This is a genomic window from Eggerthella hominis (assembly GCF_014287365.1).
GTDB classification, from domain to species: domain Bacteria; phylum Actinomycetota; class Coriobacteriia; order Coriobacteriales; family Eggerthellaceae; genus Eggerthella; species Eggerthella guodeyinii.
This window is the reverse complement of record NZ_JACOOA010000001.1, coordinates 245,831-258,040: the sequence shown is the minus strand read 5'-3', so window position 1 is coordinate 258,040 and position 12,210 is coordinate 245,831. Positions and strand designations below refer to the sequence as shown.

Annotated in this window: 10 protein-coding genes; 3 read left to right on the top strand and 7 right to left on the bottom strand. The window is 68.0% G+C overall.

Going from position 1 to position 12,210, the window contains the following annotated elements; genetic code table 11:
* Nucleotides 1–54 precede the first annotated feature (54 nt).
* A complete protein-coding gene (locus tag H8S61_RS01155) occupies nt 55–1,497 on the bottom strand; it encodes a helix-turn-helix transcriptional regulator (RefSeq protein ID WP_186937657.1) in 1,443 nt (480 codons plus the stop codon).
* 88 nt (nt 1,498–1,585) lie between these two features.
* Nucleotides 1,586–3,040, bottom strand: a complete 1,455-nt coding sequence (locus H8S61_RS01150) for a helix-turn-helix transcriptional regulator (RefSeq protein ID WP_186937656.1) — start codon at nt 3,038–3,040, stop codon at nt 1,586–1,588.
* A 259-nt stretch (nt 3,041–3,299) separates the two neighbouring features.
* Between H8S61_RS01150 and H8S61_RS01145 the strand changes: the two genes are divergently transcribed.
* The gene (locus H8S61_RS01145) at nt 3,300–4,808 is read left to right on the top strand and encodes an FAD-dependent oxidoreductase (protein WP_186937655.1); all 1,509 of its coding nucleotides are present in this window, start codon (nt 3,300–3,302) and stop codon (nt 4,806–4,808) included.
* A gap of 3 nt (nt 4,809–4,811) precedes the next feature.
* Here H8S61_RS01145 and brnQ read toward each other — a convergent pair whose 3' ends face one another.
* The 3 genes from brnQ to H8S61_RS01130 all read right to left on the bottom strand — a co-directional run bounded on the left by brnQ (nt 4,812) and on the right by H8S61_RS01130 (nt 8,392).
* Nucleotides 4,812–6,167 carry a branched-chain amino acid transport system II carrier protein gene (brnQ, locus tag H8S61_RS01140; RefSeq protein WP_186937654.1) on the bottom strand — a complete coding sequence of 452 codons (1,356 nt, stop codon included), beginning with the start codon at nt 6,165–6,167 and terminating at the stop codon, nt 4,812–4,814.
* On the bottom strand, nt 6,160–6,948 hold the full coding sequence (locus H8S61_RS01135) for a rhomboid family intramembrane serine protease (protein ID WP_186937653.1): 789 nt from the start codon (nt 6,946–6,948) through the stop codon (nt 6,160–6,162). The genes brnQ and H8S61_RS01135 overlap by 8 nt, the downstream gene beginning before the upstream one ends.
* Nucleotides 6,949–7,123: 175 nt before the next feature.
* Nucleotides 7,124–8,392 carry an ABC transporter permease gene (locus tag H8S61_RS01130; protein WP_186937652.1) on the bottom strand — a complete coding sequence of 423 codons (1,269 nt, stop codon included), beginning with the start codon at nt 8,390–8,392 and terminating at the stop codon, nt 7,124–7,126.
* A gap of 140 nt (nt 8,393–8,532) precedes the next feature.
* On the opposite strand from H8S61_RS01130, the gene H8S61_RS01125 reads away from it, so the two are divergent.
* Nucleotides 8,533–9,174 (top strand): TetR/AcrR family transcriptional regulator, encoded by a 642-nt coding sequence (locus H8S61_RS01125; protein ID WP_186937651.1) that lies wholly within the window; start codon nt 8,533–8,535, stop codon nt 9,172–9,174.
* Between the two features lie 75 nt (nt 9,175–9,249).
* Here H8S61_RS01125 and thrH read toward each other — a convergent pair whose 3' ends face one another.
* Nucleotides 9,250–9,852 carry a bifunctional phosphoserine phosphatase/homoserine phosphotransferase ThrH gene (gene thrH / locus H8S61_RS01120; protein WP_186937650.1) on the bottom strand — a complete coding sequence of 201 codons (603 nt, stop codon included), beginning with the start codon at nt 9,850–9,852 and terminating at the stop codon, nt 9,250–9,252.
* 170 nt (nt 9,853–10,022) lie between these two features.
* Here thrH and H8S61_RS01115 point away from each other — a divergent pair, with 170 nt between their 5' ends.
* On the top strand, nt 10,023–10,466 hold the full coding sequence (locus H8S61_RS01115) for a zinc ribbon domain-containing protein (RefSeq protein ID WP_160941667.1): 444 nt from the start codon (nt 10,023–10,025) through the stop codon (nt 10,464–10,466).
* Nucleotides 10,467–10,525: 59 nt separating this feature from the next.
* Here the strand turns inward: H8S61_RS01115 and ettA are convergent, their stop codons facing one another.
* The gene (gene ettA / locus H8S61_RS01110) at nt 10,526–12,205 is read right to left on the bottom strand and encodes an energy-dependent translational throttle protein EttA (RefSeq protein WP_160941668.1); all 1,680 of its coding nucleotides are present in this window, start codon (nt 12,203–12,205) and stop codon (nt 10,526–10,528) included.
* Nucleotides 12,206–12,210 lie beyond the last annotated feature (5 nt).

Below are 12,210 nucleotides of genomic sequence, written 5' to 3'. Positions count from 1 at the left end.
GGAACCGGTGGATTCCGCCATCCCCCGATTGGATGGAGTGGGTTCTACCAGGCGTTACGCGTTCGGATTCTCGTCCGAAACATCCGCGCCGTCCACGACGTCGAGCAATTCCTGCCGCGTTGCCACGCCCACCTTGCGGTAGATGTTGTGGGTGTGGGTCTTCACCGTGCTCTCGGCGATGACGAGCTGCTTGGCGATTACGGGGCCGCTGCGCCCCTGCGCGATGAGCTCGAGCACGTCCATCTCGCGCGGGGACAGGCCGTAGCGCTGCCGCATGGACGTGCAGCGCGCACGGGCGTCGGCTTTGAGCGCGCCCCGGGAAAGGCCGCCTTTGCGCACGCGGAAGAACGAGCCGTCGAACGCGAAGCTGCTGGCCAGGATCAGCACGTACACCACGACGAGCGCGACGGCCGCGAGGAACATGCCGTCGACGGAGAACGCGGCCGCGATGGTGGACACGAGCACGAACCCGACCGCCCTGCCGGCCTGGACGATCAGGCGCCCCCAGCTGAACACGGCGGCGGCCGAGTAGCGCGTCGACGCGGCGGCGATGTCGAGCATCACGATCCAGAGGACCATGTCGAACATCGTCTCGCCCGCCTTCATGAGCCCGTACGCGAGCGAGTCGTTTCCCACGGGCAGCAGGATGAAACCGGCCGCCAGCAGGGGCAGGACCATCTTGGCAAGCGTTTCGAAGCGGAGGTGCTTGGGGAAGGCGAAGCTGCCGAGCGCGAAGGCGAGCGCCGTGGCGCCGGTGAACGCGAGCCCCACCCCGCTCGTGTCCAAGAACCCGTCGGCGTCGGAGAAGAAGAGTCCGGACATCAGGCCGAACACGGCGCCGTAGATGACGAGGCCCGCCATGAACGTCAGGGGGAGCGGGCAGCCGCGCTTGCCGATGGTCGGCGGCGCGTCCGCCGGGGAGCCGGCCGTCGTCGGCGCGCCCGCTTCAGGTCCCTCCCCTTCCGCGCGCTTTCTCGGGAGCGCGGCCAGCGACAGGCACGGCAGCGCCGCGGCGACGGCCAGGGCGGCGACGTGGGGAAGAGGGAGCGCGCCGAGCGCCATCGCGAGGCCCACGCCCAGCGCGATGGACAGCGACACGTAGCGCATCGCCTCCTGGGTGGGGTACTCGCTGTAGCGCTCGCTCCACATGATGAAGACGATGGAGTTCGCCACCGTCGAAAGGGCGACCCCCGCCAGGAACAGGGCGAGCCCCGCAGCCGAGCCGACGGTCGATCCCGCGAACACCGCGACCGTCCCCAGCGCGCCGCCAGCCGCCGCGATGCCGCAGGCGACCCTGCTCTCGCCGATGCGCCCGCGTCTGAACAGCAGGGCGAGCGCCAGCAAGCTGACGACGGAGACGCACGGCTGCGCGAACGAGGCGAGGCCCACGTCCTGCAAGGGGTCGGAGGCGTTCGCGTACAGCACCGAGCTGTGCAGCGACAGGCATATCCACGCCCACTGCAAGCCGAACCCGAAATCGCGCCAAGAAATCCGCATGGTCTCCTCTCCCGTCGATCCTCCCATCGCCCTCTATTGTAAACGAGAACGCGCCGCCCCGGCCGCCGCGCCCGCGGGGCGGGCGCTCCTAATCGAGGAACAGGTCGATGAGCTCCTGCTTGCTGTGGATGTCCAGCTTCACGTATATCTTCTTGATATGGCCGCGCACGGTGTTCGGGGACAGCCAGAGCTGCTCCCCGATGTAGGTGGACGTGCGCCCGCGTGCGAGATGCGAGAGGATTCCCTGCTCGCGCTCGGTCAGGCCGTACCGCTTCCCCAGCTCGGCGGCTTTTCGGCGGAACGCCTCGTCGTCGGTCGGCTCCGGCCGGGAACGCCGGCCCTTCCGCCCGTCGCGCTCCGCCTTCCTGCCCCGCGACAGGTACAGCAGCACGAACGCCAGCGCGTACATGGCTATGGCGACGATCAGCATGGCCTTCGAGATCCAGTCGTAGGAGCGCGATGCCACGTCTCCGCCTATCAGCACGCCCGCCAGCACCGACAGCCTGATCATCACCGCCGAAGCGCCCATGAACACGTACGGGTTCAGCGAGCGGTCGTGCGACTCGCGCACGATCAGGTACATGACCCCCACCGACGCGAACTGGTAGCCCATGATGAACAGCACGCTGAACAGATAGCCGAACCGGAATCCCAAAAAGGGCCACGCGAGCAGAAGCGTGGCCAGCACGGGGAACAGGATGCGGTACGCGCGCTCCATGCCCAGCCGCCTCGGCATCGCATAGGCCACCACGAAGAACGCGCAGTAGCCCAGAACGACGCCGAGGCCGCCCGCCTTGTCCGAGCCCTCGAACGCGTACCCGTCGATCAGCATGAAGCTGTTCAGGATGCCCACCACGCACCCGAGCGCGAGCAGCACCGCCAGGCCGTTGCTGATGGACGCGAGCCCTTTCGCGTAGCGTCCCGCCGCCACCGGCGAAAACGAAGGCCGTCCCTCGCTCGCGAGCACGATCCGCTTCGCTTTCAGGTACAGCGCGACGCCCGCCAGGGACAGCGCGGCGACGCACACCATGACGGCCGACGGCGGCAAGCGCATGACGGCGTTGGAGAGCAGAGCGGAGAGCAGCGTGGCCGAAGCGAGCATCTGCATGCTCCTCACCACGTCCACCGACGCGAACACCTCCACCCAAGCCAAGGTGAGCAAGGCGGTGCCCACGCCGTACATCACGCACACGACGACGAGGTGGACGAACGGCTCGAGCGCATCGAAGACGCCGAACAGCGACAGCACGCCTCCCGACGCCAGGAGGAGGGCCGGCACGACGACCGGCAGCTTGAACGACGGCATCCACCCCTTGTAGGCGAGGACGACCGCGACGCAGTAGGCGACCACGATGGGAAACGAGGTCACGACGGCGAACGAAAGGTTCGACAGCATGATGAACGGGGTTCCGCCCGGAGACATGGCCGTCGCGTACGCCACGGATTGCGCGGACTTGAACGAGGCGAACCCCGCCACGACGCACGCCAAAAAGACCCACGACCCGGTGGAGCACGCAGATCCGTGCGCGCGTTGCGCTTTCATAGGCCCCCTCTCCCTCATCTGTCCACTTTCTCCTAAGGGAAGGCCGAAAGCAATCCTCATTTTGCCCCGAAACCCAAACAACCCATTTTGGGTCGCGCCGCATTCAACCCATTTTGGAAGAAGACGCCGCGAATCGGCGCCTCTATGCTGGTCGACGACGACCGGGGGCGGGTGCGCGAGCACCGGCAGCCCGACCGGCCGAAGGGGACGAAGCGGCACGCCGGCGAGGCGGCGCCGCACGCAAGGAAAGGGAGGGAACATGCACGAGCTATCACGACGCACTTTCTTGGGAGGCCTCGCTTTGGGAGGAGGGGCCCTCGCGCTCGCGGGGATCGCCGGCTGCTCGCCCCAATCGGGGCAGGAAGCGGCCACCTCGACGGCGGCAGGGACATGGGACGAGGAGGTCGATCTGCTCGTTTGCGGGTGCGGCGGCTCCGGCATGGCGTGCGCCATCGAAGCGAAGGACAGCGGCATCGAGAACGTCATGATCATCGAAAAGCGTTCGAACGTAGGCGGAACCACCACCACGTCGCAAGGCATGATCGCCGGGTTCGACACCGCCATCCAGAAGAAGCAGGGCATCGAGCTCACCTACGACGAGATGTACGCCAACCTCATGAACAACGCCTCGTACCGCCTCGATCCCGCCCTGACGAAGATCACGGTGGAGAACTGCGGCAAGACCATCGACTGGCTCGCCGAGCGCGTGCACGTCCCGTTCATCGACGACGTGGCCGTCTACTACGGGCCGCTGCAGATGATGCACACGGTCGACGGCGGAGGAGCCGGCTTCGCCGATGCTTTCACGGCGCGCCTCGACGAGCTGGAGGTCGAGATCAAGAAGGACACGAAGCTGACGGACGTTCTCCTGGACGGCGAGGGAAAGGTCGAGGGCGTCGTCGCCGAAAGCGGGTCGAAGACGCTGCGCATCAAGGCGAAGGCCGTCATGATCGCCACCGGCGGCTATGCGCAGAACCCCGAGCTCACCGCCCGGCTCGATCCGGAGAAGGCGGGAACCTTCGGAATAGGCTACCTGGGCTGCGAAGGCGACGGGCTGATAGCGGCTTCGAATGCCGGGGCGGGGCTCACGCACACCAACGACATGATGTGCGTGCTGAAGGACCACACCATCATGAGCGAGCACGACGGCACCTCCGCCTCGGCGAACGTCAAGGGCTTCACCAACCTCGCCAACATGATCCTCGTCGGCGCGGCGGGCACGCGCTTCTGCAACGAGGACGACAAGGGCTACATGTCGCAGAACCTCAACGGCCCCGTATTCGACCAGATGCACCGCGACGGGAAGGGCTTCGTCTGGATGGTGTCCGACCAGGCGACCATCGACGCGACCGACGGCAAGACCGCGCGCGGCGAAAACCTCGCCTACGCGACGGGAGCCGACGTTTCCGAATTCGCGCGGAGCCTCGGGGTGGACGAGGTCGGCTTGCAAGCAACCCTCGACGCCTACAACGCGGCGGTCGATTCAGGCGTCGACCAGGAGTTCGGGCGCTTCCCCACGGCGAAGATCAACCCGCCCTACGCGGCCCTGCCCGTCGTGCCCTGCGAGATCATCACGTACGGCGGCATCGCGCGAAACGAGGCGGGCGAGGTCGTGAAAGCGGACGGCACGCCCATCCCCGGCCTTTTCGTAGGCGGCGAGGCCGGCGGCAACTCCGCCTACATGGGCTTCACGCTGTCGAACTGCTTCACCTGGGGACGCATCGGCGGCAAGAGCGCGGCCCAGTACATCCAAAGCGCCACGTCGTAGACGCTACCCCGCATCCCCTCCCCGTGCGGGCCCGGCGTTTCGCCGGGCCCGCATCGACTGCGCCGCGCCGATCGCGGCGCCAGCGAGCGCGGGCAGCAGCCAGCCGAGGCCGGCGTCGGCGAGCGGGAGCGCGTCGAGGGGCAGCCAGAGCCCCGGGGCGAACGCGTCGCGCAGCGCCACGGCAACGCTGCAGGCGGCAGTGACCAGCACGGCCCAGGGCCACATGCGCGGCAGCCTATCGCAGCGCTTGTGCGCGAGGCCCATCGCCACGAGCACGATGGCCGGCGGGTACAGCGCGCCGAGCAGCGGCGCCGAGAACGCGAGGATGGCGTCGAGGCCCACGAGCGACACCGCGCAGCTGAACGCGGCGAACGCCGCCGCCCACGCCGCGAGCGGGATGCGCGGGAAGGCCTCGGAGAAGTACTCGGAGCAGCACGAGATGAGCCCCGTGCACACGTTGAGGCACGCCAGCAGGAAGATAGCCGCCACGATGACGGTGCCCGCGGCGCCGAAGTGCGCGCTCGCCGACGCCGTGAGGATGGACGCGCCGTTGGCCGCGTCGGGCATCGAGGACGCCATCGCCGCGCCCACGAACGCCAGCCCGCAGTAGATCGCCATCATGAGCGCGCCGGCGATGAGGCCCGCGCCCGAGATGGAGCCCGCCACGCGCTTCGGGTCGCTCACGCCCAGCTCGCGCACGTTCGCGGCCACCACGATGCCGAAGCACAGCGCCGCCAGCAGGTCCATGGTCTGGTACCCCGTGAGGAAGCCGTGCGACACGGGGCTCGCGTCGTAGGGGGCGTGCGGCTGCGTCGGGGAGCCCGCGCCGCCCAGCAGCGAGGCGCCCACCACGAGCACGATGAGCGCGATGAGGGCCGGCGCGGAGAAGCGCCCGAGCACGCGCGACAGCAAACCGGGCCGCAGCGCCAGCGCGAACGCCACGCCGAAGAACGCCACGGAGAACACGGCCGCCGCGACGCCGAGGCCGGCCGCGTCCGTTGCGGGCAGCAGGGGCTTCAGCATCTCGAAGGCGGTCGAGGAAGTGCGCGGGATGGCGAGGAACGGCCCGATGGTGAGGTACATGAGCCCGATGAACACCGAGGCGAACAGCGGGCTCACGCGCCCGGCAAGCTCGCGCACGCCGCCGCACACGGCCACCGCCACGATGCCGAGCACCGGCAGCCCGATGCCCGCCGCGAGGAAGCCCGCCATCGCGGGGATCGCCGCGCCGCCCGCCTGCAGGCCCAGCAGCGGCGGCAGGATGAGGTTGCCCGCGCCGAAGAACATCGAGAACAGCATGCCGCCCACCGCCAGCAGCTGAGCCGGCCGCAGGCCGGCGGCGCGGCGTTCGCTAGACACCGAGCACTCCCTGCGAGACGAGCAGGTAGACGAGCGCCGCCACCCACAGCACGGCCACGACGATGCGCACGGGCGTCGGCACGCGCAGGTTCTTCGCGGGGATCATGAACATGGCGATGAGGCCGCCCAGCGCGCCGCCGAGGTGCCCGCTCACGGAGATGCTGGGCACGAGCAGCGTGTAGGCCACGTTGACGCCGATCACGGCGAGCATGCTCTTGCTGTACTGCGCGAAGAACGAGCGGTTCCCCTTGTGCAGCAACCCCAGCAGCGCCACGGCCACGAACAGGCCGAACACGCTGGTCGAAGCGCCGGCGCTCACGGTGGGCCCGCCGCCCAGCAGCACGTCGGCGGCGTAGGACACCGCGTTGCCCGTGATGCCGGCGATGAAGTACAGCGCGAGGTAGTTCCCCTTGCCCAGCACGCGCTCGAGCACTTCGCCGACGCTGAACAGCGCCACCATGTTGAAGCCGAGGTGCATGAGGTCCATGTGCAGGAACATGGGCGTGACGAAGCGGTACAGGTCGACGGGCGATTGGATGAGCGGCGCGTACATCGCGCCCATGTCGACGAGGGTGCGCGTGGATACGTCGACGCGCATGCCCGACAGCAGCACCTCGACCGCGAACACGAGCACGTTGATCGCGATGAGCGCGAGCGTGACGAGGCGGTAGCGGTTGCGCTCGAAGAAGCTCGGCTGGTTGTTCGCCATCATCCGCTTCAGCTGCTCGTCGTCGATGACCCGCCTCGGCTCTCCCACCGGCTCGTTCACCTTGTATGGCACGTCTGTCTCCTCGATCGTGTGTTTGGTCAGTTTGAACCGGAACATACTACCACGAGGAGCCGGGCGGTCACCGTTTTGAAGCATTCCGCCCCGCCGGTCGTTCGCCGAATCGACACACACGAGGAAGGGGGCGCGCCGAAGCCCGCCCCCTTCCTCGCGGCCCCGAAGCGCGCGCCTAGGCGGCGGCACCCTCCTTCGCGGCCTTCCCGCCCGGCACGAGGGCGGCGATGCAGGCCAACACGGCACCTACCGCGCCTATGACCAGCAGCGGCAGGCTGCCCGCATTCCAAGCCCCCTCCTCGAGGAACAGGACGGCGCGCACGCCCTCGCCTATGAAGCGCTGCGGGGCCCACGGGTACACCCAGTCCTGCCAGAACGCCGGCAGGGCCTCGAAGGGCAGCGTCCCCGTCATCATGCCGAAGGCGAATCCCGCGATCACCACCAGCCCGCCGAGCGCCGTGGAGACGTTGAACGCTCCGATGAACAGCAGCATCACGCAGAAGCTGGCGAGCCACAGGAACAGCACGAAGTCCATCATGGGAGCCTCGATTCCCGCGATCCACAGCAGGATGCAGTACACGCACAGGCTCGCGACGAGCGATGCCGCGACAGCGTAGGCCGCCTGCAGCCCGACGGACTTCCACCGCTCGGAGCGCGGCGCGCCGGGCCGCTTCTTGAACACGCGGCTCAGGACGAGGGCCGTCAGCACCGAGACCATGAACAGGGGCATGATGGAAAGCTGGAGCGACATCATGCCGGCCATGGGGTTGGCCGCGGCGGCACCGTCGCCTGCGGAAGCCGTGGCTCCCGTATGAATCGTCTCGGTTTCAACCTCGACGCCCAGCTGTTGGAACATCGAGGAGATGCTCGTCCCCATCTGATCTGCCACGAGCGGGCTCTTCGCCTTGTCGAGGATCACCTTGAGCGCGGGGGCCTCGACCCCTTCGGCCTCGGCGGCGGCACCCTGGGCGGCGGCCGGGGACGCGACCGACGCCGCGGCCTCGCCCGGGACGGCGGCGACCCCTCCCTGCGCCTGCGCGGCCATGAGCGCCTGGGCCTGGGCCATCAGCTCCTGCGTCTCGGCCTGCTTCGCCGCGGCCTGACGGGCGCTGAAATCGGCCGGCACGACGAGCGCTCCGTAGAACTCCCCGTTCTCGAGCGCCTCGTCCAGCTCCTCCTGGCTGCCCACCCGCGTCCAGGCGATGGGCGAATCCTCCCCGTCACCCGCCGCCGTCGCGGACACGATGCTCTCGACGATCGCGTCGCCGGCGCTCACCGTGCCCTGCGGCGTCTCCACGCCCTCGTCGAGCGAGAGCACGGCGAACGGCAGCTCCTTCATCTCCATGTTTGCCATGGGAAAGAACATGATCGACATGACGCACGACACCACGATGCCGATCGCCAACGGCACCGCGTACTTCTTGTTCCCGAGCTTCTCGAGCATCGGAAGCCTCCTTTCGAATGCGCTGCGGACGCTTGACCGGGCCCGCAGCATCGCTTATCCTCAGGATGCTATTTTATTGGTTGCTGTGTCTAATAAAAATGGTTGATATTGTACTCATTGGCTAGTTTTGAGGTGAAGGAATGCCGCGTCCGCGCAAAGACCAGGAGGGGCCCAGCGCCGTCGAGCGCATGGAAGAGGCGTTTTGGGACGCCCTCGCCGAAAAACCGTACGATCAGATCACCGTCGGGGACATCGCGAAGCGCGCGCAGGTCAACAAGAACGCGTTCTACTACCACTTCGAGGGATTGCACGCTCTGGCAGCCCAGGCCATCGACCACACGCTCCTGCGCGAGATGGCCCGCATGCTCCTGCTGAGCGGCGAGATGGAGAACGGGCCGAGCAGCGCCCAGCTGGCCGCCCTGGCAAGCAGGCCGGACTTTTCGAAACGAACGTACCGAATCGGGCTCGTAGCCGGAAAGCACGGCTCGCGAAAGCTCACGGTCGTCCTCAAGCACCTGATCCTGGACGCCTGGTTCGATCTGTTCGACATCGAGGCATCGGACTTGAGCGCCGAGACGATGGCGACGGTCCGCTTCGCCTTGGGCGGCATGCTGGAACTCATGGGCGACGACGGTTACCTTCCCGACAACGCCAATCTCGTCCAGACCCTCCTCGCCTCCGGCATAGCGGAAACCGTCGCGGCGAGCGTCGTCGCCGCGCTGCGCTCGGCCGCCCGCGAGCGCCCGCACGGCGCGGAGCTCCCCCGGCAACCGGAGCGCTAGCCTGTAGCCGACATCATTCCAGGGCCCCACCTGGGGCCCATAGATTCCCTCGGCCGAAGATCGTCGGCCCGTTCGCTACGCCAGGGCCCCCGCGATGGCGGCCATGAGCTCGCCGTACTCCTCGTAGGCCGGCAGGTCGGGGTTGTCCTGCTTGATGGAGTCGGGGCTCTTGAACAGGAAGCCCGCCTTGCTGGCGCGGATCATCCCCAGGTCGTTGTGGCTGTCGCCCGCCGCCACGGTGTCGAAGCCGCACGACTGCAGCGCGCGCACCGTGGTGAGCTTCGACTCCGGGCAGCGCATGCGGAACCCCGCGATGGACCCGTCGTCGGCCACCTCCAGCTCGTTGCAGAAGATGGTCGGCCAGCCCAGCTTCTCCATGAGGGGCTGGGCGAACTGGGTGAACGTGTCGCTGATGATGATGGCCTGCGTCGTGGCGCGCAGCTCGTCGAGGAACTCCTTCGCGCCCGGCAGCGGGTCGATGCGCGCGATGGTCTGCTGGATCTCCTCGAGGCCCAGGCCGTGCTGCCTGAGGATGTCCAGGCGGTAGTTCATGAGCTTGCCGTAATCGGGCTCGTCGCGCGTCGTGCGCTTGAGCTCGGGGATGCCGGCCTCCTCCGCGAACGCGATCCAGATCTCCGGCACCAGCACGCCTTCCAAATCCAGGCAGACTACGTACATCTCTCATCTCCTTCTCGGCCGCGCGGCCGTCCGACAGGCTCCACCGTCTCGTCGTGACATCATACCTGCAAACGCCCGCGAGCGGGCGACGCAACGCTTTGTTTCTTTACGGCAGGCGCGCTCGCATGGTTCAATGGTCGCACCGCATCAGCCCGACGAAAGGAGCCCCCGTGGCCATCGGAGACGCCCTCATCCGCATCCGCAAGGAGCGGAACCTCACCCAAGAGGAGCTTGCGCGCAAGCTCTTCGTCACCCGCCAGGCCGTCTCGCGCTGGGAGAACGGCGAGACCTCGCCCGGCATCGACATGTGCAAGCTCATCGCCGCCACCTGCGACGTGCCCGTCACCCTGCTGCTGGAGATGCCCGACGGCGACTTCTGCCAAAGCTGCGGCATGCCGTTCTTCCAGGAGAAGGACCACGGTACCGAGGCGGACGGCTCGCCGTCGGGCGAGTTCTGCTCATGGTGCTACGCGGACGGCTCGTTCATCCGGGACGAGACGCTCGAGGAGCTCATCGAGCGCTGCGCCCCGGGCATGGCCGAGACGTGCCACATCACGCGCGACGAGGCCGTGTCGTTCATGGGCGCGCTGCTGCCCACGCTCAAGCGCTGGTAGCGCGCCCGCCCCGAAACGCAGCGAGGCCCGGGGATCCCGGGGCCTCGCTGCGCGATGCGCTAGTTGCGGGTGAGCTTGCGGTGGACGCGGTGGGGCTTGGCGGCCTCCTCGCCGAGGCGCTCGATGCGGTTCTTCTGGTAGGACTCGAAGTTGCCCTCGAACCAGTGCCAGGTGCCCGGGTTCTCGTCGGTGCCCTCCCACGCCAGGATGTGCGTGGCGATGCGGTCGAGGAACCAGCGGTCGTGGCTGACCACCACGGCGCAGCCCGAGAACGCCAGCAGCGCCTCCTCCAGGCTCTCGAGCGTCTCCACGTCGAGGTCGTTCGTGGGCTCGTCGAGCAGCAGGAGGTTGCCGCCCTGCTTGAGCGTGAGCGCCAGGTTCAGGCGGTTGCGCTCGCCGCCCGACAGCACGCCGGCCGGCTTCTGCTGGTCGGGGCCCTTGAAGCCGAAGCTGGCCACGTAGGCGCGGCTGGGGATCTCCTGGTCGCCCACCTTCATGAAGTCGAGGCCGTCGGACACGACCTCCCACAGCTTCTTGTTCGGGTCGATGCCCTCGCGGTTCTGGTCGACGTAGGAGATGCTCACCGACTCGCCGATCTCCAGCTCGCCGCCCGAGAGGGGCTCGAGCCCCACGATGGTTTTGAACAGCGTGGTCTTGCCCACGCCGTTCGGGCCGATCACGCCCACGATGCCGCCCTGCGGCAGCGTGAAGGACAGGTCGTCGATGAGCACGCGGTCGCCGAACGCCTTGTGCAGGTGCTTCGCCTCGATCACCTTCGCGCCCAAACGCGGGGGCACGGGGATGGTGATGTCGGACACGCTCGTCTTCTCGAACGAGCGCGCCTCGGCCGCCATCTGCTCGTAGCGCTCGATGCGGGCCTTGCTCTTGGCCTGGCGCGCCTTGGGGCTCGAGCGCACCCACTCCAGCTCGGAGCGCAGGCGCTTCGCCAGCTTGTCCTCGCGCTGGCCCTGGCCCTCCAGGCGGGCGGCCTTCGTCTCGAGGTACGTGGAGTAGTTGCCCTTGTAGGGGAAGAGCTGGCCGCGGTCCACCTCGCAGATCCACTCGGCCACGTTGTCGAGGAAGTAGCGGTCGTGCGTGACGGCCAGCACCGCGCCGGGGTACGTGCGCAGGAACTGCTCGAGCCACAGCACCGACTCGGCGTCGAGATGGTTGGTGGGCTCGTCGAGCAGCAGCAGGTCGGGGGCCTGCAGCAGCAGCTTGCACAGCGCCACACGGCGGCGCTCGCCGCCGGACAGCACGCTCACCTGCATGTCGGGGTCGGGGCACTGCAGCGCGTCCATGGCCTGCGACAGCTGGCTGTCGAGGTCCCACCCGTTCGCGGCGTCGATGGCGTCTTGCAGCTCGCCCATCTCGGCCATGAGCGCGTCGAAGTCGGCGTCGGGCTCGGCCATTTCCTCGCCGATCTTGTTGAAGCGGTCGATCTTGGCCTTGACCTCGCCGAACGCCTGCTCGATGTTCTCGATGACCGTCAAGTCGTCGTCGAGCGGCGGCTCCTGCTGCAGGATGCCCACCGTGTAGCCGGGCGAGAGGCGCGCGTCGCCGTTCGACACCTCTTCGATGCCCGCCATGATCTTGAGCAGCGTCGACTTGCCCATGCCGTTCGGGCCCACCACGCCGATCTTCGCGCCGGGGTAGAACGACAGCGACACGTCGTCGAGGATGACCTTGTCGCCGTGCGCCTTGCGCGCCTGGTACATCTGGTAGATGAATTCTGCCATGGGTA